Here is a 24621-nt window from a genome sequence, read left to right as displayed (position 1 = left end):
CACATGACCGAGGAACAGGTGATCGGTGACGTGGCCGCCGTGCTGGGTGTGGACCCGAGCGAGCTGACCGCGCAGACCGATCTGCTCGACGCCGGGCTCGATTCGGTGCGCATCATGTCGCTGGTGGAGAAATGGCGGTCGGCCGGGCATGAGGACATCGACTTCCCCACGCTCGCGGGCGATCCCGTGCTCGGCTCCTGGTTCGAGCTGCTGGCCTGAACCACGGGGTGGCGTGCGCGGCACGCCACCCCGGACGGGATCACTTCCCGTGCGCGCCCTCGGCCAGCAGCTGGCGCAGTTCCTTGCGGCTGGTCTTGCCGACGCCGGTCTCGGGGAACTCCTCCACCACGACCACCGCGTCGGGCATCTTCCAGGCCGCCACGCCACGGCCGCGCACGAACGAGCGCACCGTGGTCAGGGTGGGCCGCCGCTGGGGGTCGGCGGGCTGGACGAACGCGCAGATGCGCTGTCCGAGAACCGGATCGGGTGTGCCGATGATCACCGCGTCACGCACGTCGGGATGTTCGAGCAGGTGCGCCTCGAGCTCCTCGGCCGAGACCTTCTCGCCGCCGCGGTTGACCCAGTCACCGGCGCGTCCGGCGACCACCAGATTGCCGTCGGGCCGCACCGCGACGATGTCGCCGGTGCGGTACCAGCCCTCGGGGGTGAAGCTGCGGGCGTCCGCCTCGGGATTGTCGTAGTAGCCGCGAATCGTGTACGGGCCCTGGGTGATCAGATTGCCCTGGCCGCCCGGCGCCACCTCGACGCCGTTGTCGTCGACGACGGCGATCTGGTCGAACTCCGACATCGGCCGCCCCTGGGTGCTCACCACCACGTCGATCGGGTCGTCGAGGCGGGTGTAGCAGACCAGTCCCTCGGCCATGCCGAACACCTGCTGCAGGGTGACCCCCAGCGCGGGCCCGATCCGGCGCGCCAGCTCGTCCTGGCAGCGCGCGCCACCCACCTGGACCACCCGCAGGCTCGACAGATCGGGCGTGTCGCCCGCTTCGGCCCGCTCGGTCCACAACCGCGCCAGCGGCGGCACCAGGCCGGTGATGGTGACCCCGAACCGCTCGATCAGCGGGAAGGCCGTGGCGGGGGTGGGATCGGGCGTCATGGCCACCGCGCCACCGGCCCACAGCGCGCCCAGGATGCCCGGCGAGCTCATCGGGAAGTTGTGCGCCACCGGCAGGGTCGCGAGGTAGACCGTGTCGCTGTCGAGTGCGCAGATCTCGGCGCTGCGGCGCACGCTGTAGAGGTAGTCGTCGTGGGTGCGCGCGATCAGCTTCGGAATGCCGGTGCTGCCGCCGGAGAGCTGCAGGAACGCGACGTCACCGGCGTTCGGTCCGGGCAGATCGCTCGGCTCGTCGCGGAATTCGGCCAGATCGCTGGTTCCCTCCGGCGCGGTCTGCCCCTCGTCGAGGACGAGCAGCACCTGCCGCAACCCGGGCACCTCCGCGCGCACCGAGGCGGCCAGGGCGGCGTAGTCGAAGCGCTGGTGCACACCGCTGGTGATCATCGCGGTCGCCTTCGCCGCCTTCGCGATCGGCACCAGTTCGGCGGCGCGGTGCGCGGGCAGGCAGAACACCGGCAGCGCGCCGAGTTCGAACAGCGCGAAGATCACCTCGACGAATTCGGCGCGGTTGGGCAACTGCACCAGCACCCGGTCGCCGGGGGTGATCCCGAGGCGGGCCAGGCCGGTCGCGAGCGAGCGCGCGCGGTGGTGCAGCTCGGCGTAGGTCCAGCGGGTGGACGTGTCGAGGACCGCGATCCGCTCCGGCGTGGCGCTCGCGCGCGCGGCGAGAACGGCACCGAATGTCTCTCCGGTCCAGAGATTTTCGTCACGGTAGCGTTCGGCCAGGTCAGCGGGCCATGGGGTGAAGCCGGGCAGTACGGGATCGGTCAAGTCGAGCACCTCTTTCCAGCGGATATTCCGGTGTTGCGGTCGGAGGTTATGAGGGAAGCTAACCAACCGACGTTACATTCAGGTTAGGCTAACCTCATGTCTAATGGTGATTCCAGTGGGCGGATCGTCGTCGTCACCGGCGCGGCCGGGGGCATCGGCGCCGCGATCGCCGCGCGTTTCGCGGCCCAGGACCGGGTGGTGTCGCTGTGGGACCTCGATCCGGCGGTGCACGATACCGCCGCCACGATCGCGAGCGCGACGCACACCCGTCGATCCGATGATGCCATCCACGACCCCGGAAACGGAAGTGTAAGGGCCGCAACAGCTACCGCGCGGACCGCCGCGGTGCACGGCGTCACGGTCGACATCACCGACCCCGACGCGGTGCGCGCGGCCTTCGACCGGCTCACCGCCGAGCACGGCACCGTCGAGGTGCTGGTGCACGCCGCGGGCATCCTGGCCGGTGGCACTCCGCTCGATCTCGACCCGGCCGACTGGACCCGCTGTCTCACCGTGAACGCCACCGGAACCATGCTGGTCACCCAGCGCGCCGCCGCCGACATGGCCGCCGCGGGCACCGGCGCCATCGTCGTGGTCTCCTCCAACGCCGCGACCACGCCCCGCGTCGGCATGGCCGCCTACGGCGCCGCCAAGGCCGCCGCCACCGCGTTCACCCGGTCGCTGGCCCTGCAGGTCGCGCCGCTGGGCGTGCGCGTCAATGTGGTGTCCCCCGGGTCCACCGACACCGCCATGTTGCGCGGCATGTTCGGCGGCACCCCCCTCGACGATGTCGCCGAGACCGCGCTGCTCGACGGCGATCCGGCCGTCTACCGGCTCGGTATCCCGCTGCGCCGCATCGCCGCTCCCGACGACATCGCGTCGGCCGTCCACTTCCTGGCGTCCGACGGCGCCCGCCACATCACCATGCATGACCTGCGGGTCGACGGTGGCGCAACGCTAGATATGTGACCGAAAGGGTGATCACCATCAGTACCGACAGTTCAGACCCCGCTTTCGTCCTGTCCCGTCCGCATCGGACCGTCTCCGCGTCCGCGGGCGGGACGGTCTTCCGGTCGGCGCACGACGCCGTGACCGCACTGCGCAGCGGGCGGATCAGCCATATCGTCGGCGCGTTGCCCTTCACCCCCGGCGCGCCGACCGCGCTGTGGGCGCCGGATTCGGTCACCGTCACCGACTCGCCGCACCTGCCCCGCCCGCACGTCGCGGTGCCCGGCTTCGAACTCGACGAGGCGATCCCGGCTCCGGCCGAACACCAGCGTCGCGTCGCGGCCGCCGTCGAACTGCTCGCCAGCCCGGCGCATCCGGTGCGCAAGGTGGTGCTGGCCCGCGCCCTGCGCGCGGTGTCCCCGACCCCGGTGCGCGCGCTGGACATCCTGGACCTGATGGTCGCCTCGGACCCGCACTCCAACGGCTTCCTGGTCGACCTGTCCGCCGCCGGTGGCCGATATCCGGGCCGTCATCTCGTGGGCGCCAGCCCGGAGATCCTGGTGCGCCGCACCGGCAACGAGGTGCTGAGTCATCCGCTGGCCGGGTCCACCCGCCGCATCCTCGACGACGCCGTGGCCGACCGCGACGCCGCCGACGCGCTGCTCACCTCGCCCAAGGACCTGGCCGAACACCGCTACGTCGTGGACCAGGTCTCGGCCGTGCTCAGCGACCGCTGCGCCGAGGTGGTCACCCCCGCACCGGAACTCACCTCCACCCCGGCGATGTGGCATCTGGGCACGCCGATCTCGGCGACCGTCCCGCTGGCCGGGCCCTCCGCGCTGGAACTCGCGGTGGCCCTGCACCCCACACCCGCCATCTGCGGCACCCCGACCGGTGCCGCCGCGCGCCTGATCGCCGAACTCGAAGGCGAACGCGGCTTCTACGCGGGCGCGGTCGGCTGGTGCGACGCCGACGGCAACGGCGAGTGGATGGTGAGCATCCGCTGCGCCGAGCTCTCCGACGACGGCACCACCCTGCTCGCGCACGCGGGCGGCGGGATCGTCGCCGCCTCCGATCCGGCCGCCGAACTGGCCGAGACCACCGGCAAATTCCAGCGCATCCTCGGTCCGCTCGGTATCTCGGACCTGCCCGTCACCGTCGGCTGACACCGACTTTCCATCCGAACGAGAGAACGTCATGCCTATCCCCCCGATCGCGCCCTATCCCATGCCCGGTGCCGACGAGTTCACCGCCGACCAAGTCGACTGGACCGCCGAACCCGGGCGCTGCGCGCTGCTGATCCACGACATGCAGCAGTACTTCCTCGACGCCTACGACCTGAATCGCGATCCCGCCCGCACCCTGATCGCGAACATCGCCCGGCTGCGCGATCGCTGCCACGAACTCGACATCCCGGTGATCTACACGATGCAGCCGGGCGATCAGCACCCCTCCCGGCGCGGCATCCTGGCCGATTTCTGGGGCACCGGCATGTCCGAGGGCGCCGACACCGAGGTGATCAACGCCCTGGCGCCCGAACCGCAGGACATCCAGGTCACCAAGTGGCGCTACTCGGCGTTCCAGCGCACCGACCTGCGTGAACTGCTCGGCTACTACCAGCGCGATCAGCTGCTGGTCACCGGCGTCTACACGCACATGGGCTGCATGCTCAGTGCCGCCGAGGCGTTCATGGGCGATGTGCGCCCGTTCCTGGTGCACGACGCGACCGCGGACTTCAGCCGCGACGAGCACGTGATGGCGCTGAACTACGTCGCCCGGCGCTGCGGCGCGGTGACCGGCACCGACGACGTGCTGCGTCAACTGGACTCGGCGCGCGTCGAAGCCGACGCCTGACCGGCCCCGCGGCACCGGCGTCCACGTGTGTCGGACGCCGGTGACGCGGACCACAATCCGCATTTCGATTCAAACTTAGGCTAACCTACCTCGACCTACGTGCTGCCGGGCCCAGATGGCGCCCGGCATCCGCGTGGGAGGGGTGAGAACGTTGATGGAGGAGTTGCTGTGAGCTCGGTGGAACGGGACGACGTGAGCGCCGAACATCCCGAATTGCCGCTCACCGGAGCACAATCGGGCATCTGGAACGCCCAGCGCCTCGACCCCGATTCGCTCAGCTACATGGTCGGTGAGGTCCTCGAGATCGCCGGACCGGAGCCGATCGACGTGGACCTGCTCGACATCGCGATCCGCCGCACCGTCGCCGAAACCGACACCATGCGCCTGCGATTCACCGAGACGCCCGACGGCCCGCGCCAGCGCATCACCGACCACGAGCCCGAACTGCGCCCGCTGGTCGATCTGCGCGGCGAGGCCGACCCGTTCGCCGCCGCGCACCGGCTCGTCGCCGCCGAACGCGAGCGCTCGGCCACCTACTGCCGCGCCATGGTCGACCGACAGCTCTACACCTACACCCTGCTGCGCCTCACCGACAACGACGTGTGGTGCATCCAGCTCTACCACCACCTGATCATCGACGGCTACAGCGCGGCCATGGTCTCGCGCCGGGTCGCCGCCCACTACACCGCGCTGCGCCGCGACGCCGACGCGCCGCGCCTGCGCTGGGGCTCGATCGAGACCCTGGTCGCCGAAGACCTCGAATACCGTGCCAGCGAGGCACATCAGCACGACCGCGACTACTGGCGCGACCGGCTCACCCCGCTGCCCCCGCTGGACGGACGAGGCCGCGCGCCCGAGGGCGTGGTCGAGCGGACCCACGAGGTGCGCGCCGTGCTCGACGCCGCGCAGGTGGCCCGCGTGAAGGAGGCGGCCACGGCGGCGGGCATCACCTGGGCCGACGTGCTGGTCGCCGGGTATGTCGGCTTCATCCACCGGGTGCTGGGCGAGACCGATGTGGTCATCGCGCTGCCGGTGATGGCGCGCGTCGGCAAGACCGCGCTCACCACCCCGTCGATGGCGGTCAACGTGCTGCCGCTGCGAGTGGCCGTGTCGAGCCAGGATCGCCTGGGCGACCTGGGCAAGCGAGTGGCCGACGCGCTGCGGGAGATGCGCTCGCACCAGCGTTTCCGCGGTGAGGACCTGGCCCGCGAGTTCGGTGGCGCGCAGACCGGCGCGCTGCTGCACGGCATCGGCATCAACCTCAAGGCCTTCGACTTCGCCCTCGATTTCGACGGCGCGACCGGCACCCTGCGCAATGTCGCCGGTGGCCCGCCCGAGGATCTGGGTCTGACCGTCACCCCGCTGTCGGAGGACCGCATCCAGCTCGGCTTCGAGGTCGACGCCCGTTCGCTGGACGCGGCGACGGTGCGGCGCCGGATGGACGCGCTGGTCACCCTGATCACCGAACTCGTCGACGCGGCGGACAAGCCCATCGGCGCGATCACCCTGTACCCGAACGAGACCGCCGCCGACCGCGCCGGTGCCGCCCTGCCCGGCGTCCCCGAGGACGCGGTCGCGGTCTTCGACGCCATGGTCGCCGCGCGCCCCGACGACGTCGTCCTCGTCGACGGCGCCCACCGCCTCACCGCCGCCGAACTCGGCGCCCGGGTACACCGCCTGGCCCGCTACCTGCGCGGACGCGGTGTCGGCCCCGAGGACATCGTGGGCATCGCGCTGCCGCGCACCGTCGACCTCGTCGTGGCCCTGCTGGCCGTACGGCACGCGGGCGCGGCGTTCCTGATCCTCGACATCAACCACCCCGCGCAGCGTCTGGCCGACATCATCGACGACGCCGCCCCAGCGCTGATCCTCACCGATGACGTGGTGGCGAGCACGGTGTTCGCCGAGACGACGGCGCCCAGCGCGGGTTCCGCGGCGGGCACGGACCCGGCGACGCACGTCGAACCGGGAACCGTCGACCGTCCGGAAACCGGTACCGCGAGCGCGCCCGCGTTGATCCGCCTGTCGGACAGCGATACCCGCGCGGCGATCGCGACGCTCGCCGACGGCCCGCTGACCACCGCCGACCTGGCGGCCCCGCGCTCCCCCGCGCACCTGGCCTACCTCGTGTACACCTCCGGCTCCACCGGCAAGCCCAAGGGCGTGCAGATCTCGGCCGGGGCGATGGCCCAGCTGCTGCACCACCACCGCTCGACCGTCTACGCCGAGACCGCCGCCCGCGCGGGCGAGCGGCAGCTGCACGTCGCGCACACCTACTCCTTCGCCTTCGACGCGGCGCTGGACCAGTTGCTGTGGCTGTGGTGCGGACACCGGGTCCACCTCTACGACACCGACATCCAGAAGGACGCCGCCGCGCAGATCGCCGCACTGGTGGCCGATCGCATCGATGTCGTCGACACCACCCCGTCGATGGCGACCGCCCTGATCGACAACGGCCTGCTCGGCGACGCGCACCGCCCGGAGTTGCTGCTGCTCGGTGGCGAGGCGACACCGCCCGCGCTGTGGTCGGTCATCGTGGCCTCCGGGGTGGCCGCCCGCAACATGTACGGCCCGACCGAGGCGACCGTGGACGCGCTCAGCGCGCCGGTCACCGGGGAACTCCCGCACGTCGGCCCGCCGCTGGACGGCACCCGCGCCTACCTGCTCGACGGTGCGCTGCAACTGGTCCCGGACGGCGAGATCGGCGAACTGTATCTGGCCGGACCGCAATTGGCGCGCGGCTATCTCGGCCGCGTCGCGGTGACCGCCGACCGGTTCGTCGCCGATCCGTTCGCCGAGGGCGAGCGCATGTACCGCACCGGTGACCGGGCGCGCTGGCTGCCCGGGCGCGGCTACGACTACCTCGGCCGCGCCGATCAGCAGATCAAGGTGCGCGGCTACCGCGTGGAGCTGGGCGAGGTGGAGGCCGCGCTCGGCGCCCTGCCCGGCGTTGCCGCCACCGCCGCCACCATCCGCAAGTCCGGCGACAGCACCCGTCTGGTCGGCTACCTGGTCCCCGAGGCGGGCCGCGTCCTCGACGCCGATCAGCTGCGTCAGCGTCTGACCACCCTGGTCCCCGACCACCTGGTCCCCTCGGCGCTCGTCGTACTCGACGCCCTGCCGACCACCGTCAACGGCAAGCTCGACCGCGCGGCCCTGCCCGCGCCCCAGTTCACCTCCACCGGGCGCCCGCCGCGCACCGAGCAGGAGCGGGCACTGTGCGGGGTGGTCGCCGAGGTGCTCGGCCTGGCCCAGGTCAGCGCCACCGACGACTTCTTCGGTCTCGGCGGTGACAGCATCACCGCCATCGGCGTGAGCAGCCGCCTGCGCGCCCTCGGCTGGGAGGTGCAGCCGAAAACGCTGCTGGCCCAGCGTGATCTGGCCGCCATCGCGGCGGCCGCCGAGGTCGCCGACCAGGGGATCGGCACGCCGGTCCCGGACGAGGCGACCGGTGTCGTCCCGATCCCGCCCATGGTGGGCGCCCTGCTCGCGGCCAACGAGAACCGCGCGGCCATCGCCGGTTACGCCCAGTGGACGGCACTGACCCTGCACGAGGACGTGGCTCTCGACGACCTGACCACCGGCCTGCAAACCCTGCTCGACCGTCACGACGCCCTGCGCCTGATCCTCGACGACACCGACACCGGGCCCCGGCTCGAGGTCGCGGGCGTCGGCACGGTGCGCGCCTCGGAACTGGTGCTCGAAACGTCGGGCGCCGCGTCCGCGGCCGAGGTCGACGCGCTGATCGCGTCGGTGAGCGGCGAGCTCGCGGCACGCCTGGACCCCGCGACGGGCGTCCAGATCCGCGCGGCCCTGGTCCGGACGGCGGCGGGTGTCCCCGACCGGCTGGTGCTGGTGGGCAATCACCTCGTGGTCGACGGTGTCTCGTGGCGCATCCTCGTGCCCGAGCTGTACGAGGCGTGCGCGGCCGCGCGCGACGGGCGTCCGGCGCGGATGTCGGCGAAGGGCAGTTCGTGGCGGCGCTATGCCACCCTGCTCGCCGAGGCGGGCACCGAGGGCGAACATCGCGGCGAACTGGCGCACTGGGAACACGCCCTCGGCGACGACACCGTCGCCACCCTCGGTGACCGGCCGCTGGACACGACCACCGACCGCGTCGAGACCGCCGAGCGGACCCGGACTTTCGCCACCCCCGAGATCTCCGACGCCCTGCTCACCACCCTGCCCACCGCTTACCGCGCCAAGACCGACGACGTGCTGCTCGCAGCGCTCATGCTGGCCATCAACGCCTGGCGCCACGAGTCCGGCGACGCGCTCGAGCCGGGCAGGCCGGTCGCGGTCGAGGGACACGGCCGCGAAGCCCTGCGCCCCGACACCGATTTCGCGGGCACCATCGGCTGGTTCACCAGCGAGTTCCCGGTCTGGACCCCCGCCACCGGCATCGACACCCCCGACGGCCTCGCCGAGGCGCTGTCCGGCGGCGCGGCGGCCGGGCGGCTGCTGCGCGCGGTCAAGGAGGCCAAGCGGGCGGTCCCCGGCAACGGCGTCGGCTACGGCGTGCTGCGCCGCCTCGACCCCGAGACCGCGCCGCGCTTGGCCGATCGCCGCTCCCCCGAGGTGCTGCTCAACTACCTCGGCCGCTTCGGCGGCGGCGCGGCCCAGGCCTGGGCCCTGCCCGAACACGACGCGTTCGCGGTGACCGAGCCGCCGGAGAAGGCCCTCACCGAGGTGCTCGCGCTCAATGTCTTCGTGCACGAATCCGCCGGTCAGCCTCGACTGGCCGTGGAATGGACCGCGGCGGGCCGGATTCTGGACGCGGACGAGGTCGCGGCCATCCAGCGCCACTTCGAACTCGCGCTGGAGGCGTTCGCCGCACACGCGCGACTGTTCCCCGGTGGCCTCACCCCGTCGGACTGCCCCGGGCTGTCCGTCGACCAGGACACCGTCGACACCCTCGAGGCCGTCCACGGCCCGCTGGCCGAACTGCTGCCGCTCTCGCCGCTGCAGGAAGGCTTGCTGTTCCACGCGATTCGCGACGGTGCCGACGACGTCTACACCCTCAGCGCCCGCGTCGACCTGCACGGACCGCTCGACGGCCCCCGCCTCTCGGCCGCCTTCGACGCCGTCGTGAACCGGCATCCCACCATGGCCGCGGCCTTCCACTACGCCGGGCTGGACCAGCCGGTGCAGGCGATTCCGCGCGCGGTCGGGATGCCGTGGCGCGAGGTCGACCTGTCCGGCCTGCCGCAGCGGACGGCCGAGGCCGCCGCCGACCGGCTCGAGGTCGAGGCGACCCGGCACCGGTTCGACGTCGACCGCTCACCGATGCTGCGCGCCACCCTGATCCGCATGCCCGGTGACGCGCACCGCCTGGTGCTCAACACCCACCACCTGGTGATCGACGGCTGGTCCACCCCCATCGTCCTGCGCGAGGTGCTGGCCACCTACCACGGCGACGAGCTGCCCTCGCCCGCCTCCTACCGCGACTACCTGGCCTGGATCGGCACGCGTGACCGCGCGGCGGTCCGTACGGCCTGGTCGCGGCGGCTGGCCGGATTGTCCGGGCCGACGCTGGTGCGTACCGACACCGGCCGGGAGCGCGAGGTCCGCCAGTGGCAGGTGCCGCTGTCGGCCGAACTGTCCACGGCGCTGGCCGAACTGGGCCGTCGTCGCGGCCTGACCATGAACACGCTGGTGCAGGGCACCTGGGCGCTGGTGCTCGCCGCGCTCACCGAACGCACCGATGTCGTGTTCGGCGCCACCGTCTCCGGCAGGCCCGCCGAACTGCCGGGTGTGGCGGGCATGGTCGGCCTGTTCGCCAACACCGTCCCCGTGCGCTGCGCCTTCGACACCGAACGCGCGCTGCTCGACCAGTGGGCCGAGTTGCAGGCCGCCCAGTTCGCCATGCAGGACTTCGACTACGCCGGGCTGGCGGAGATCGAACGGATCGCGGGCCTGGGCACCCTCTTCGACACCCTGGTGGCCTTCGAGAACTTCCCGAACGCCGGTGCCGGACAGCCGGAATCGCACGAACTGCGTCGCGGCGAGTTCCACAACCACGGCAACACGCACTACCCGATGACCCTCATCGCCCCGCCGGGTGAGCAGCTCAGCCTGGTCATCTGGTACGACCGCGCCGCCGTGCCCGACACCACCCTCGCCCGGATCTCCGAGCGGATCGGCGCGATCCTCACCGCGGTCACCGGCGCCGAGAACCCCTCGGCCACACCATTCCTGGCCCCACTCGCCTCGCCCACCGGCACCACGACTGTCACCGGCGCGGCGGACGCGAGCGTGGCCGACGGGAAACGACGCCGCGATACCGACACGCTGGTCGCCGATCAGCCCGACCCGCAGGGCGACACCCTCGCCGTCTGGGGCACTTCCGTCGATCCGTCGTCGCACGCCATCACGGCCGAAGACGTCACCATCGACTTCGGTGAGTTCGAGGCCCGCGCCAATCGCCTGGCCCGCTGGCTCGTCGCACGCGGCATCGGCCCCGAAACCGTGGTGGCCGTGGCCATCCCGCGTTCGATCGACTCGGTCGTCACCGCGCACGCCGTCTGCCGAGCCGGTGGCGTCTACCTGCCGATCGACCCCGAACAGCCCGCCCAGCGCATCGAGAAGATCCTCGACACCGCCGCGCCCACCCTGGTGCTGCACTCGCTCGACGACGCCGACACCAGCGGATTCGCCGACACCGCGCTCACCGACGCCGACCGGCTCGCCCCGCTGCGCCCGTCGAACATCGCCTGCCTGCTGTTCACCTCCGGCTCCACCGGCGTGCCCAAGGGCGTGAGCCTGTCGCACGCCGCGATCATCTCCACCTTCGAATGGCTGCAGCGCGAACGCCGATTCGGCCCCGGCGACACCATGCTCTACCGCACGCCGCCGATCTTCGACGCCTCGCTCATGGAGATGTTCCTGCCGCTGCACGTCGGCGCGCGCATCGTGCTGACCCGCCCCGGCGGGCACCGCGACCCCTACTACCAGGCCCAGCTCATGAGCAGCGAGCGCGTGACCGCGATGTGGATGACCACCTCGATGCTCACCGTGCTCGCCGAAGAGGCCGACCTGTCCGGCTGCGCCGACCTGCGCTGCGTCCTCACCGGCGGCGAGGTACTGCCGCCCGCCACGGCACAGCGCATGCGCGCGCTCACCGGGACCGCCGTCTACAACTTCTACGGTCCCACCGAGGCCGCGATCGGCTTCACCTTCCACGAGACCGTCGACGCCGACACCGCCTCGGTGCCGGTCGGCGCCCCGGCCGACCCCGTGCGCATCCTCGACGACCAGCTGCGCCCGGTCCCCGAGGGCAGCATCGGCGAGCTGTACATGACCGGTGTCCGGCTGGCGCGCGGCTACCTGGCCCGCCCCGACCTGACCGCCGCCGCCTTCGTCGCCGATCCGTTCGGCACCGGCGCACGCATGTACCGCACCGGCGATCTGGTGAAGCGCAACCCCCAGGGCGAGCTCGAGTACGTCGGCCGCACCGACAGCCAGGTGAAGCTGCGCGGTCAGCGCATCGAACTCGGTGACATCGAATCGGCCCTGCTCGGCTGCCCCGGCGTCGCCCAGGCGGTCGTGCTGCTGCGCGAGGACACCCCCGGTGACCAGCGTCTGGTCGCCTACCTCATCGCCCGCTCCGGCGTCGTCCTCGACACCGACGCGGTGCGCGAGCAGCTGCGAACGGCCCTGCCCGCGTACATGATCCCGTCGGCCTTCCTGGTCCTGGACCACATTCCGCGCACCGCGACGGAGAAGATCGCCCGTCAGGAACTGCCCGCGCCGGAGTCCGCTCCGGTCGTCACCGCGGTGGCCGAACCCGCCGTGGTCGCGGACGACGGGCTGGTCGGCACCGTCCGGCAGGCCATGGCGGCGGTGCTGTCGCTGTCCGAGGTCGACGCCGACGACGACTTCTTCGAACTCGGCGGACACTCGTTGCTGGCGGTGCGGCTGGTCGGCCGTCTGACCAGGGCCGAACTGCCGGTGGTCCTCGACGACGTCTTCTCCGCGCCGACCGCACGCGCGCTCGCCGCGCGGATCGGCGCGGTCGATCCCGGCCTCCAGCGACCGGTCGACGGCCTGGCCAGCCTGGGCAGCCGTCTCGAGCCGGTGCTGGAACTGCGCGCCGAAGGCACGGTCGCGCCGCTGTTCTGCGTCCACCAGATCGGCGGCACCGCTTGGAAATACGCGCCGCTGGCCCGCCTGCTGCGCGCCGACCGTCCGGTCATCGGTCTGCAGATGCCCCAGCTCACCGACCCCGACAAGCAGATCCCGACGCTCGACGACCTCGCGCGGTTCTACCTGGAACAGGTCCGCCGCATCCAGCCGCACGGCCCCTACCACCTGCTCGGCTACTCCCTCGGTGGCAATCTCGCGCACGCGATGGCCGCCATCCTCGAGGCCGAGGGCGAGCAGGTGGCCTACGTGGGTCTGCTCGACTCGCATCCGCTGTCGAACCTGACCGAGCGGGCCGCCGCGACCCTGGCCGACCCGTCCGGCATGGAAGCGCTCGTGCCCGAGATCGGCGAGTACCCGGCCGAATTGGCGGCGGTGGTGGTCCACGCCGCGACCGAGCTGCTGCGCATGGTCACCCTGTCCGAATCGCCGAACTACAGCGGCCCGATGGCCCTGTACTGCGCGGACAACGGCCTGGAACCCGAACGCGTGCACGCCCAGCTCACCGGCTGGCAGGCAGCGGGCGCGCAGCTGGTGATCCGACGACTGCCCTACACCCACAACGAGATCGCGATGCCGACCGGCTGGATCGAGGTCGCCGCGCTCATCGATGCGGATCCCGCGATCCGCACCTGAACTCTCCACCTGGATAGAAAGAAGGAAAACACTCCATGTCAAGGCACCGAATGACGGCGCGCATGCGCGCCGCCGCCGCACTCCTCATCGTCGCGGTCACCGCGACGGCCGTGGGCTGCAGCAGCTCCAACTCCGATGAAGCCGCCGGTGGCGGTACCCGCCAGGTGGACACCCCCAAGGGCCAGGTCACCGTCCCCGCCGACCCGCAGCGCATCGTGGTCCTCAACGGCGCCCTCGCCGGGTACCTCTACGACCTCGACGCCAAGGTGACCGCCGCGGATCCGCGCATCCTGGGTGTCACCCTCGCCCCCGGCGAGTTCCCGGCCGCCTGGGCCGCGGACGCCAAGGAGCAGGGCACCGTGGCGGTGCCCTCCGGTGACGACCTGAACCTGGAGTTCATCGCCGCCCAGAAGCCCGACCTGATCATCGGTGGCGGCCCCGGCTGGCCCGGTCAGCAGACCATCAAGAACTACGACAAGCTCGCCGCTGTCGCCCCCACCGCCCTGGTGCCCTCCGACGCCGCCAACTGGCAGGACCAGCTGAAGTCGGTGGCCAACTACGTGAACCGTCCCGAGAAGGTGGACGGCATGATCACCGCCTACACCGACAAGGTCGCGCAGGTGAAGAAGGGCCTCAAGCTGCCCCAGGGCGCGGCGGCGGTCTACCAGTCGCAGGCCGACGCCAAGCCGATCCTGTTGGCCCCCAAGACCCCGCTGGCCAACCTGCTCACCGATGTCGGCATCACCATCGACGACAAGATCGAGGCCAAGGCGGGCAACCCGGAACGCGCCCAGGCCGGTGACTGGGTCACCTTCAGCCCCGAACTGCTGAGCACCGTCGTCGACGCCCCCGTGCTGTTCGTCATCAAGCTCGACGGCGGCCGCGACATCGCCCAGCTGAAGCAGGACCCGGCCCTGGCCATGCTCCCCGCCTTCCAGAAGGGCCAGCTCTACGAGCTCCCCGCCACCGCCAAGCGCCCCGACTACCGCGAGGCCATGGCCACCCTGGACCTCCTGGCCCAGCGCTTCAAGTAAGCCCCCAGGCGGGCTGATCAGTTCGCCGCCCCATCACCCCGTCCGCCGGATCTCCAGCGGGCGGGGTGATTCGCGTTTCCGGGTCCGCACCCGATTCCGCAGTCGCGTTCGCAGATCACTCCCACGGATCGATGACCCCGACACCGGTCGCGCGGAACGCGGTGTCGCGCGTGGCCACGCTCATTCCGGCGGCCTTGGCCGTGGCCGCGATGATGTACCCGTCGTACCGGCCGATCGCGATTCCCGCCGCCCTGGCGGTCGCCAGGAGGTCGGCGTATTCCGCGGCGTCGGCCGGGCCGAAAGCAGCACACGACCGGCGAACAACGGCATGATCCTGCTCTCGAAGCGTTCCAGCATCCGGTCCCGGCGGGCACCCTGCGGCATGGCGGCCAGGCCGTAGCGGATCTCGGCGACGGTGATGGTCGAGAGGTGTCATCTCGGCAGGAGCGCGGGACCAGACCGGACGCAAGAGGCCCCCGCCGTTCACGGGGAACGGCGGGGGCCTCTGTGACGTGCGACTTACAGCGCCTTCAGTTCCTCGGTGACCGCACCGACGGACTTCTTGGCGTCGCCGAACAGCATGGAGGTGTGGTCGGCGTAGAACAGCGGGTTGTCGATGCCCGCGAAGCCGGAGTTCATCGAGCGCTTGAGCACGATGACGCTCTTGGCCTGGTCGACGTTGAGGACCGGCATGCCGTAGATCGGGCTGGACTTGTCCTCGCGCGCCGCCGGGTTGGTGACGTCGTTGGCGCCGATCACCAGGACCACATCGGTGCGGTTGAACTCGCCGTTGATGTCGTCCATTTCCTTCATGGCGTCGTAGGAGACCTCGGCCTCGGCCAGCAGCACGTTCATGTGGCCGGGCATACGACCGGCGACCGGGTGGATCGCGTACTTGACCTCGACACCCTTGCCCTCGAGCAGCGAGGCCATCTCCTTGACCGCGTGCTGAGCCTGGGCCACGGCCATACCGTAACCGGGCACCACGATGACCTGGTTGGCGTAGGCCATCTGGATCGCGGCGTCGGCCGCGGAGGTGGCCTTGGCCGACTTGGCCTCGCCGCTGCCACCGGCGGCCGCGCCGCCACCGCCACCGAAACCACCGGCGACGATGGCCGGGATGGAGCGGTTCATGGCCTTGGCCATGAGGTTGGTCAGGATGGTGCCGGACGCGCCGACGATCATGCCCGCGACGATCATCGCGGTGTTGTTCAGCGCCAGACCCGCGGCCGCGGCCGACAGACCGGTCAGGGCGTTGAGCAGCGAGATGACGACCGGCATATCGGCGCCACCGATGGGCAGCACGACCATCAGGCCGAGGATGCCCGCGAGCACCAGCAGCGCGATCATCCACAGCTGCGAGACGCCACCGTTGTCGGCGCCGAGGCCGATCACCACGGCGCACACGATCGCGCCGACGAGCAGCAGCAGGTTCAGCGGCTGCTGCAGCTTGCCGATGCCGATCGGCTTGCCGGACAGGATCTCCTGCAGCTTGGCGAAGGCGATGATCGAGCCCCAGAAGGAGATCGAACCGATCACCGCGGCGAACAGCGAGCCGATGATGATGTGGATGTTCGGCTCGTCGTGCAGCTGGGAGAAGCCGGTGCTGTCGATGAACTCGGCCCACGCGATGAGCGCGACCGTGCCACCACCGACGCCGTTGAACGCGGCGACCAGCTGCGGCATCTCGGTCATCTTGGTGCGCACGGCGGGCGGCACACCCAGCGCCACACCGACGACCAGACCGGCGCCGATGAGGATCCAGTTCAGCAGTTCGGCGTGGCGGATGGAGATCAGCGTCGCCACGACCGCCAGGCCCATGCCGACGGCGGCGATCTGGTTACCGCGCACCGCGGTCTTCGGGCCGGTCAGGCCCATCAGACCGTAGATGAACATGGAGAAGGCCACGATGTAGAGGCCGTTGACCAGGTAGGTCATGTTGTCGACTGCGTGCATCACTCGGCCGCCTTCTTCTTACCCTTGAACATGCCGAGCATGCGGTCGGTGACCACGAAGCCACCGATGACGTTCAAGGTTCCGAACACCACGGCGACGAACAGGATCACCTGCACCAGCAGCGAGGGGTCCTTGACGTTGCCCAGCGTCACCAGCGCGCCGAGCACCACGATGCCGTGGATGGCGTTGGTGCCCGACATCAGCGGGGTGTGCAGGGTGTTGGGAACCTTGGAGATGACCGCGAAGCCGACGAACCCGGACAGGACCAGGATCGCGATGTTCGCGAGGAGTTCGGTGTACATCAGGCTTCCACCTCACGGGTGACACAGGAATCGGCGAGCACCTGATCCTCGAAATCGGGCGCGAGCTTGCCGTCGACCAGCATCAGTTCCAGCAGCGCCGCGATGTTCTTGGAGTACAGCTCGCTGGCGTGCTCGGGCATGGTGGCGGGCAGGTTCAGCGGCGAGGCGATGGTGACCTCGTGCTTGACCACGATCTCGCCGGGCTCGGTGAGTTCGCAGTTGCCGCCGGTCTCCCCGGCCAGGTCGACGATCACGCTGCCGGGCTTCATGCCCTCGACAGCGGCGGCGGTGACCAGGCGCGGCGCGGGACGGCCCGGCACCAGCGCGGTGGTGATCACCACGTCGAAACCCTTGATCGCGTCTTCGAGCGCCTTCTGCTGCTGGGCCTTCTCCTCGTCGGTGAGCTCGCGGGCGTAGCCACCCTCACCGGCGGCGTCGATGCCCAGGTCGAGCCACTGGGCGCCGACCGAGCGCACCTGATCGGCGACCTCGGGACGCACGTCGTAGCCGGTGGTGCGACCACCGAGACGCTTGGCCGTGGCCAGCGCCTGCAGACCGGCCACACCGACGCCGAGCACCAGCACGGTCGCGGGCTTCACGGTGCCCGCGGCGGTGGTGAGCATCGGGAAGAAGCGGGTCGACTCCGAGGCGGCGAGCAGCACGGCCTTGTAGCCCGCCACGTTGGCCTGCGACGACAGCGCGTCCATCACCTGGGCACGCGAGATACGCGGGATCGCCTCGACGGCGAAGGCCTGCACACCCGCGGCCTTGAGGGCGCCGATCTGGTTGTCGGCGTTACGCGGGGCGAGGAACCCGATCAGCGTCTGCCCGGAGCTCAGCTTGCCCACCTCGGCATCGCTGGGCGGGGCGACCTTGACCACGACATCGGCCGACCACGGATCACCGATGGTCGCGCCTGCCTCTACATAGGCCGCGTCGGGAATGAGCGCGCCGAGGCCCGCACCGGCTTCCACGACCACCTCGACGCCCTGCTTGGACAGGGCGGGGATGATCTTGGGCACCACTGCGACTCGCCGCTCACCCGGGCCGGACTCGCGAACGACTCCGACACGCGCTCCGCGCGGCGATTCCTCGCCCACGTTGTGCGTTGTCTCCACTAGTCAGACTTCCTTTTCGTGCTGGCTTCGAGCCGGGGAACAACGGGATCAGCCGAATGTTACCTACGAGTAGGTTCAGCTGAAATCCTCGCAACTGTACTCGGCTGGCGGTGAGCCTAGCGGAGATGCCTGTCACAGCGGATAGTTGGACAAGCGTCCAGTACATGAACGGTCAAATCGGACCAGCTCGACGCCAGGATACGGGTCCGCGGACGTGACGCGCGTCATGCCCGCACCGGGTTCGGGCTGTTGCGCGGGCCACACCACACCGTAGGGTCGAGACCGTGAACGACTGCGTCTTCTGCCGGATCGTTGCGGGGACCGCACCGGCCACCAAGGTCTACGAGGACGACGCGGTCTGCGCGTTCCTCGACATCCGCCCCATCACCCGCGGACACACCCTGATCGTCCCCCGGGCGCACGCCACCGAGCTCGACGATCTGCCCGCCGACGCGGGCGCCGATCTCTTCCGCACCGGCCATCGCCTCGCCCGCGCCCTGCGCCGCGGCGGCCTGGCCAGCGACGGCGCCAACCTCATCCTCAACGACGGCACCGCCGCCTTCCAGACCGTCGGCCACGTCCACCTGCACGTCGTGCCGCGCAAGCACGGCGACAAGCTGGCCTTCGCCAAGGGCTTCCTGCTGCGCCGCCCCTACGACACCACCTCCACGGCCGCCGCCATCCGCGCCGGTCTGACCGCGCTGGACGCGCAGCGACCGGCGGATCCGTCGGCGAACGCCCCCGAAGGAGCCCAGGGATGACCGACCGCACGCCGGAACGCGAGCACCTCACCGATCTGCTCGCCCAGCAGTGGGAGGCCATCGCCGCCCTGGTCGCCGACCTCGACGAGAACGCCTGGCGCAGGCCATCGCCACTGCCCGGCTGGACGATCTTCGACGTGGTCGCACACGTGATCGGCACCGAGTCCTGGCTGCTGGGCGAGACCCCGCCGCCGCACGACCCGCTGCGCCCCAAGACCGATGTGCGCACCCTGCCGCACGTGCGCAACGAGGTCGCGGTGCTCAACGAGATCTGGGTCGACCGGCTGCGCCCGCTCTCGGGCAAGCGCCTGCTCGCACTGTTCGACGAGGTCACCGAACGCCGCCGCGCCGCGCTGGTCGCGATGGACGACGACGCCTGGGCCGAGCCCACCGTCTCGCCGGTCGGCCAGGTCCCCTACGGCCGCTTCATGCGGGTGCGGCTGTTCGACTGTTGGATGCACGAGCTCGACCTCGCCGACGGCATCGGCCGCAGCGTGCCCGAGGGCGGCGACCGCGCGGAGACCGCCTTCACCGAACTCACCCTCGGCCTGGGCCGCGCGGTGGTGAAGGGCGCCGAGGCACCCGAGGGCGCGCACATCACCCTGGAGCTCACCGGTCCGGTGACCAGGCAGGTGCACGTGGCGGTGGTGGACGGACGCGGCGTCCTGCTCGACACCGCCGAAGGCACCCCGACCACGGTGATCCGTCTGGACTCGGGCCTGTTCGCGCGCCTGCGCGGCGGCCGGATCACCGTCGACGAGCACCTCGGCGCGATCGACATCGACGGCGACACCGACCTCGGCGCCCGCCTGGTGCGGAACCTGGCCTTCACGATCTGATGCGACTGTTCCTGTCCTCCTACCGATTCGGCGCCTTCGCCGACCGACTCACCGCCCTCGCCGGGCCGCCGGGCCGGGTCGCGGTGATCCCGAACGCGTGCGACGCCTGGCCCGCCGCCTGGTCGGCGGCCGTCACCAGCGACGTGACACCGCTTGCGGCCCTGGGCTATTCCCCCGAGGTCCTGGATCTGCGCGACTACGTCGGACAGCCCGCGCAGCTGGAGAAGACGCTGCGCTCCTATCCTCTCGTATGGGTACGTGGCGGCAACACCTTCGTCCTGCGCGCCCAATTCGCCCGCAGCGGAGCCGATTCCGTCCTCCCCGCCCTGCTCGCCGAGGACGCCCTGGTCTACGCCGGATACAGCGCGGGCGCCTGCCTGCTCGGCCCCGACCTGCACGGACTGGAAACGATGGACGACCCCGGCGAGGTCCTGCCCGCCACCGGCATCGCCCCCCGCTGGGACGGCCTCGGCCTGGTTGACCGCCACCTCGTCGTCCACCTGGACTCCCCCACCGACCCCGACGGCGAATCGGCGAAACTCCTGGCCGGATACCGAGCCGAGAACACCCCCCACTGGGCACTCACCGACGCCGACGTCCTGCTCGTCGACGGCGATCGCACCGAACTCCTGCGCCCCTGACCTCAGGAAGTCGGCGCCGCGATCCGGCGCACGGCGACCTTGGTCCAGGCGCGCAGGTCCTCCTGATCCAGCTCGTTCCCGAAGACCAGCTTGCCCACCTGCGGCATCACATCGGGGTAGTTGATCAGGCCCATCAGGAGCATGAGCAGCGCCGGGGGTGGCAGGTCGGGACGGACCACACCGCGCTCCTGAGCGTCGGCGATCTTGTCCTGCTTGAGCTGGTAGCGCTCGGCCCGCATCCCCGTCTCGTCCACACCCTCGGCACCCAGTTCCAGCGCCTCCCACATCATCAGCCGCAGGAATTCCGGGTGCGAACTGATCGTCGGCGGCTACGGATTCGCCTATGCCGCAGGACTTGTCACCGGTGGGCGGCTCGGCGACCTGTACGGTCACCGCACCCTGTTCGTGCTGGGCATGGTGGCGTTCACCGCCGCCTCCCTGCTGTGCGGTCTGGCGACCGGCCCCTGGCAGCTCGTCGCCTTCCGCGTCCTGCAGGGCGCGACGGCGGCGCTGATGGTGCCGCAGATGCTGGCCCTGATCAACACCCTGTTCCCGCCCGCCGAGCGCGCCACCGCGATGGCCGCGTTCGGGGCGACGGTCGGGCTCGGCGCGGTCGCGGGCCAGGTCCTGGGCGGAATCCTGCTGGAACTGGACCTGTTCGGCTGGGGCTGGCGCACGATCTTCTTCATCAATGTGCCGGTGGGGCTGGTCGCGGCGGCGCTGGCGGCGCGCTGGCTGCCGGGCCACCGGCGCACGGCGAACCCGCGGCTCGATCCGGTCGGCGCGCTCGGTCTCGCGGCCGCGATCGCGTTGATCCTGGTGCCGATCACCCTCGGCAGGCCCGCCGGATGGCCGCTGTGGACGTGGGTCTCGATGGCCGCCGCGCCGCTGGTCGCCGTGCTGACCCTGCGCTACGAACGTCGCCTCACCGCCGCCGGTGGCGACCCGGTGTTCGACCCGAACCTGGTGCGCGACAGGGTGTTCGGCGCGGGCATGGTGATCTCGGGCGGCTACCTCGCCTACTTCGCCGGATTCATGCTGTGCCTGACGCTGCTGCTCCAGGACGGGCTCGGACTGAGCCCACTGCAGGCGGGGTTCACCTTCGCCCCGCTCGGCGTGGCCTTCGCGGCCAGCTCGTTCCTGCTGGCCAGGCGGGTCAGCGCGCGCATCGGCAACCGGGTGATGTCATTGGGGACCGTCTTCAGCATGACCGGGCTACTGCTCACGGTGGCGGTGCTGGAGTACGCGGGCGGCGAGGGGTCGGCGCCGATGCTGGTGCCCGGCATGCTGCTCGCCGGGATCGGCAACGGACTGACCATCCCCACGGCACTGGGCGCGGTGCTGTCCGGCATCGCACCCCAGCAGGCCGGAGTCGCGGCCGGATTACTCACCAGCACACAGCAATTCGGCAACGCGATCGGCGCGACGGTGCTGGCCACGGTGTTCTTCGCCGCGCTCGGCACACACACCGGACCCGCGTCCTACGGTTCGGCGATGCAGGTGGCGGCGCTCGTCGGGCTCGGGTTGCTCGCGGTGGTGCTGGCGGCGACGTTCGTGCTGCCGCGCTCGGCGCGCTGAGGGTTTCTCGCGCGGGGCCGTCCCGGACGACCCCGCGCGTCAGCGCACGGGAACGGGTGTGCCGCGGAAGACGATCCAGCGCAGCGCGCAGTACATATAGACGCCTTCGCAGGCACCGGCCACGAGGCGGGCCAGGTGGTATTCCAGGCCCAGGGCGGTCAGCCCCGAACCGACGCCGAGGATGAACGCCAGATAGTTCACCAGCACGACCACCGCGTAGACCGCGGCCTGCCTGCCGACCGGGGCGTGCGAATGGAAGTTGAAGGTGCGGTTGAGGACGAAGCTCAGTCCGAACGCGATGATGTAGGCGACGGTGATCGAGAGCCAGATCGGCAGTCCGGCCGCGCCGTGTAGCAGCGTGAGCAGCACCAGGTCGACGCCGAAGGTGAAGCTGTTGATCAGGGCGAAGCCGAGGAAGGTGGCGGGGACGTAGCGCGCGAGCCCCCAGGGCAACCGGTCGACCACCACCGCGCACCAGCGGCTGAACCGATCGGCCACCGACTCCGTGAGCTGCTCCACGCGGCCACCCTGCCAGCGGCAGGTGTCGCGCAGATGAGCGGACGGCAAACGCGAGCGGCTGGGTCAGCCGCCGATCGCGGTGGCCGGGCGGGCCTGCGGCGCCGCCCACGCGGCCAGGCAGCGGCGGCGGGTGAACTCGTCGGCCTCGACGAGCAGGGCGTCGCGCAGCAGTTCGGGATCGCGAGCCCAGGCGAGGGCGATCTCGTTGAGCGCGGTGTGGCCGAACAGGCCGGTCGCCTCCAGTGCCGCGAGCCATTCGCCGTGCTCACCGGCCCGCACAGCCCGCATGGCGTCGACATCGATCCCCGCGTCGGCGTACTCGGCCGCCAGCAGGGCGCCGACGAGCTCGCTTCGGTCTTGCGATTCCTGCATCATCCGGTCCTCCCTGCGAAAAACGATGCGGCACAAGGGCACCGCGTGGTCAATGCGCACCGGCGCACCGTGGAGCAGAACGCGAAACACGGGATCGACCGGCAACCCACCCGCCGGAATCTCCGTCTCGAGCATTGTGACCGCTCGGACGGCGTAAACACCAACCGGGCGCGCCGAATCACAACCATGCCGACTGCGCATCGTTATGGCGCACACCCATCTGGTCAGCGGATCAGTACGCGCTGGTCGCGGCCGTCTCCCGATATTCACGCGCACCGGCGCGCGGTGATCGCCTGACCGGCGGGGCGGTGGCGGCTAGCGTTGAAGGGTGGACGCGAAACTGGGTGCGCTGGTGGATTCGCTCTCGGCGGGGGCGGTGGTGGTCGATCCGGATGTGCTGGCGGGGTATCGGCAGGACTGGGCGCGCGACCCCGACGCCGGAACACCGTTGGCCGTGGTGCGGGCTCGCGGCACCGACGACGTGGCCGCCACGCTGCGCTGGGCGCACGCGAACCGGGTGCCGGTGGTGCCGCGCGGGGCGGGCTCGGGGCTCTCCGGCGGGGCCACGGCCGTGGACGGCGGGATCGTGCTGAGTACCGAGTTGATGCGCGAGATCAGCGTCGACCCGGTGACGCGGACCACGGTGGTGCAGCCGGGGCTGCTCAACGCCGAGGTGAAGCGGGCCGTCGCGGCGGAGGGGCTGTGGTATCCGCCGGACCCGTCCTCGTTCGAGATGTGCTCGATCGGCGGCAACGCGGCGACCAACGCGGGCGGGCTGTGCTGTGTGAAATACGGCGTGACCACCGACTACGTGCTGGGCATGGAGGTGGTGCTGGCCGACGGGACGCCCGTGCGCCTGGGCGGGCCGCGCCTGAAGGACTCGGCGGGGCTGTCGCTGACCAAGTTGTTCGTCGGCAGCGAGGGCACCCTCGGCGTGATCACCGAACTCACCCTGCGTCTGCTGCCCGCCCAGCCACCGCAGGCGACCGTCGTCGCGAGTTTCGGTTCACTCACCGCCGCCACCGACGCGATCCTGGCCATCACCTCGACCCTGCGTCCCGCCATGCTCGAATTCATGGACACCGTGGCCATCAATGCCGTCGAGGACGAGATGCGCATGGGTCTGGACCGCACCGCGGCCGCGCTGCTGGTCGCCCGCTCCGACGCGCCGGGCGAATTCGCCGGGCACGAGGCACAGGTGATGGTGACGCTGTGCGAGAAGGCGGGCGCCACCGAGGTCTTCCACACCGAGGACGCCACCGAAGGCGAAGCCTTCACCGCCGCACGGCGATTCGCCATCCCGGCGGTGGAGCGCATCGGCCCGCTGCTGCTCGAGGACGTCGGCGTGCCGCTGCCCCGCCTCGGTGAGCTGATCACCGGCATCACCACCATCAGCGAACGCAACGACGTGCTGGTCTCGGTGATCGCGCACGCGGGCGACGGCAACACCCACCCGCTGATCGTGCACGACCCCACCGACCCCGACAACACCGCCCGCGCCCACCGCGCCTTCGGCGAGATCATGGACCTGGCCATCAGCCTGGGCGGCACCATCACCGGCGAACACGGCGTCGGCAGGCTCAAGAAGGGCTGGCTGCCCGACCAGGTCGGTCCCGAGGTGATGGAGCTGACCCGCCGCGTCAAGCACGCCCTGGACCCCGAGGGCATCCTCAACCCCGGCGCGATCCTGTAGGAACATCGCGCCCCGGCCCCGGGTTAGCATCCGGTATGACCACCAGGCTCGAACACAACGTCGCCGACACCCGCTACGAGATCTACCACGACGACGTCCTCGCGGGCTACGCCGACTACGCCGAACGCGAAGACACCAAGGTCCGCGATTTCCACCACACCATGACCTTCCCCGAATACCGGGGCCGCGGCGTGGCCGCCGCCGTGGTCGAGTTCGGCCTCGACGACTCCCGAGCCTCCGGCTACCACGTCATCCCCACCTGCTGGTACGTCGAGAAATACATCACCGAACACCCGGAGTACGCCGACCTGGTGGCCTGAGG

Annotated in this window: 20 protein-coding genes; 13 read left to right on the top strand and 7 right to left on the bottom strand. The window is 70.9% G+C overall.

The features are described 5' to 3' along the window. Positions 1 to 3 precede the first annotated feature (3 nt). Entirely contained in the window at positions 4 to 219 is a 216-nt protein-coding gene (locus QC180_RS24300) for a phosphopantetheine-binding protein (protein ID WP_278265116.1), read from the top strand. A gap of 40 nt (positions 220 to 259) precedes the next feature. Here the strand turns inward: QC180_RS24300 and QC180_RS24295 are convergent, their stop codons facing one another. After that, positions 260 to 1915, bottom strand: coding sequence for a (2,3-dihydroxybenzoyl)adenylate synthase (locus tag QC180_RS24295; RefSeq protein ID WP_278265115.1), 1656 nt, complete (start codon positions 1913 to 1915; stop codon positions 260 to 262). 87 nt (positions 1916 to 2002) lie between these two features. On the opposite strand from QC180_RS24295, the gene QC180_RS24290 reads away from it, so the two are divergent. The 6 genes from QC180_RS24290 to QC180_RS24265 all read left to right on the top strand — a co-directional run bounded on the left by QC180_RS24290 (position 2003) and on the right by QC180_RS24265 (position 14852). Next, on the top strand, positions 2003 to 2875 hold the full coding sequence (locus QC180_RS24290) for an SDR family oxidoreductase (RefSeq protein WP_278265114.1): 873 nt from the start codon (positions 2003 to 2005) through the stop codon (positions 2873 to 2875). After that, a complete protein-coding gene (locus QC180_RS24285) occupies positions 2872 to 4020 on the top strand; it encodes an isochorismate synthase (protein ID WP_278265113.1) in 1149 nt (382 codons plus the stop codon). Before QC180_RS24290 ends, QC180_RS24285 begins: the two co-directional genes overlap by 4 nt. Positions 4021 to 4051: 31 nt before the next feature. Next, positions 4052 to 4708, top strand: coding sequence for an isochorismatase family protein (locus tag QC180_RS24280; RefSeq protein WP_278265112.1), 657 nt, complete (start codon positions 4052 to 4054; stop codon positions 4706 to 4708). A 168-nt stretch (positions 4709 to 4876) separates the two neighbouring features. Next, entirely contained in the window at positions 4877 to 13486 is an 8610-nt protein-coding gene (locus QC180_RS24275) for an amino acid adenylation domain-containing protein (RefSeq protein ID WP_278265111.1), read from the top strand. 35 nt (positions 13487 to 13521) lie between these two features. Beyond that, positions 13522 to 14520 carry an ABC transporter substrate-binding protein gene (locus QC180_RS24270; RefSeq protein WP_278265110.1) on the top strand — a complete coding sequence of 333 codons (999 nt, stop codon included), beginning with the start codon at positions 13522 to 13524 and terminating at the stop codon, positions 14518 to 14520. 131 nt (positions 14521 to 14651) lie between these two features. Next, on the top strand, positions 14652 to 14852 hold the full coding sequence (locus QC180_RS24265; RefSeq protein WP_278265109.1) for a hypothetical protein: 201 nt from the start codon (positions 14652 to 14654) through the stop codon (positions 14850 to 14852). A 187-nt stretch (positions 14853 to 15039) separates the two neighbouring features. Here the strand turns inward: QC180_RS24265 and QC180_RS24260 are convergent, their stop codons facing one another. The 3 genes from QC180_RS24260 to QC180_RS24250 are packed head-to-tail and all read right to left on the bottom strand — an operon-like array spanning position 15040 to position 17896. Further along, the gene (locus QC180_RS24260) at positions 15040 to 16458 is read right to left on the bottom strand and encodes an NAD(P)(+) transhydrogenase (Re/Si-specific) subunit beta (RefSeq protein WP_278265189.1); all 1419 of its coding nucleotides are present in this window, start codon (positions 16456 to 16458) and stop codon (positions 15040 to 15042) included. Positions 16459 to 16475: 17 nt separating this feature from the next. Further along, positions 16476 to 16778, bottom strand: a complete 303-nt coding sequence (locus QC180_RS24255) for an NAD(P) transhydrogenase subunit alpha part 2 (RefSeq protein ID WP_056818017.1) — start codon at positions 16776 to 16778, stop codon at positions 16476 to 16478. Further along, a complete protein-coding gene (locus tag QC180_RS24250; RefSeq protein WP_278265108.1) occupies positions 16778 to 17896 on the bottom strand; it encodes a Re/Si-specific NAD(P)(+) transhydrogenase subunit alpha in 1119 nt (372 codons plus the stop codon). The genes QC180_RS24255 and QC180_RS24250 overlap by 1 nt, the downstream gene beginning before the upstream one ends. Before the next feature lie 284 nt (positions 17897 to 18180). On the opposite strand from QC180_RS24250, the gene QC180_RS24245 reads away from it, so the two are divergent. From QC180_RS24245 to QC180_RS24235, 3 genes are read left to right on the top strand one after another with little or no spacing between them, the layout of a single operon-like run. Continuing rightward, positions 18181 to 18657, top strand: a complete 477-nt coding sequence (locus tag QC180_RS24245) for an HIT family protein (protein ID WP_278265107.1) — start codon at positions 18181 to 18183, stop codon at positions 18655 to 18657. Further along, positions 18654 to 19496 carry a maleylpyruvate isomerase N-terminal domain-containing protein gene (locus tag QC180_RS24240; RefSeq protein ID WP_278265106.1) on the top strand — a complete coding sequence of 281 codons (843 nt, stop codon included), beginning with the start codon at positions 18654 to 18656 and terminating at the stop codon, positions 19494 to 19496. The genes QC180_RS24245 and QC180_RS24240 overlap by 4 nt, the downstream gene beginning before the upstream one ends. Further along, complete coding sequence (locus QC180_RS24235) at positions 19496 to 20137, top strand: Type 1 glutamine amidotransferase-like domain-containing protein (RefSeq protein WP_278265105.1); 642 nt, start codon at positions 19496 to 19498, stop codon at positions 20135 to 20137. Before QC180_RS24240 ends, QC180_RS24235 begins: the two co-directional genes overlap by 1 nt. A 2-nt stretch (positions 20138 to 20139) precedes the next feature. Here the strand turns inward: QC180_RS24235 and QC180_RS24230 are convergent, their stop codons facing one another. Then, entirely contained in the window at positions 20140 to 20427 is a 288-nt protein-coding gene (locus QC180_RS24230) for a hypothetical protein (RefSeq protein WP_278265104.1), read from the bottom strand. On the opposite strand from QC180_RS24230, the gene QC180_RS24225 reads away from it, so the two are divergent. After that, complete coding sequence (locus tag QC180_RS24225) at positions 20375 to 21715, top strand: MFS transporter (RefSeq protein WP_347567349.1); 1341 nt, start codon at positions 20375 to 20377, stop codon at positions 21713 to 21715. The genes QC180_RS24230 and QC180_RS24225 overlap by 53 nt on opposite strands. Before the next feature lie 39 nt (positions 21716 to 21754). On the opposite strand, the gene QC180_RS24220 is transcribed toward QC180_RS24225, so the two are convergent. After that, positions 21755 to 22234: a GtrA family protein gene (locus tag QC180_RS24220; RefSeq protein WP_278265103.1), complete on the bottom strand. Its 480-nt coding sequence runs from the start codon at positions 22232 to 22234 to the stop codon at positions 21755 to 21757. Positions 22235 to 22297: 63 nt separating this feature from the next. Further along, positions 22298 to 22609 carry a hypothetical protein gene (locus QC180_RS24215; protein ID WP_278265102.1) on the bottom strand — a complete coding sequence of 104 codons (312 nt, stop codon included), beginning with the start codon at positions 22607 to 22609 and terminating at the stop codon, positions 22298 to 22300. Positions 22610 to 22934: 325 nt separating this feature from the next. Between QC180_RS24215 and QC180_RS24210 the strand changes: the two genes are divergently transcribed. Together QC180_RS24210 and QC180_RS24205 are read left to right on the top strand one after the other, a co-directional pair. Continuing rightward, positions 22935 to 24299, top strand: coding sequence for an FAD-binding oxidoreductase (locus tag QC180_RS24210; protein WP_278265101.1), 1365 nt, complete (start codon positions 22935 to 22937; stop codon positions 24297 to 24299). A gap of 35 nt (positions 24300 to 24334) precedes the next feature. Next, the gene (locus QC180_RS24205; RefSeq protein WP_278265100.1) at positions 24335 to 24619 is read left to right on the top strand and encodes a GNAT family N-acetyltransferase; all 285 of its coding nucleotides are present in this window, start codon (positions 24335 to 24337) and stop codon (positions 24617 to 24619) included. The last annotated feature ends 2 nt before the right edge of the window (positions 24620 to 24621 follow it).

The organism is Nocardia anocheti (assembly GCF_029675105.1).
Taxonomy (GTDB): Bacteria; Actinomycetota; Actinomycetes; order Mycobacteriales; family Mycobacteriaceae; genus Nocardia.
The sequence above is the reverse complement of the archived record's forward strand: the minus strand, read 5'-3'. Positions and strand labels throughout refer to the sequence as shown.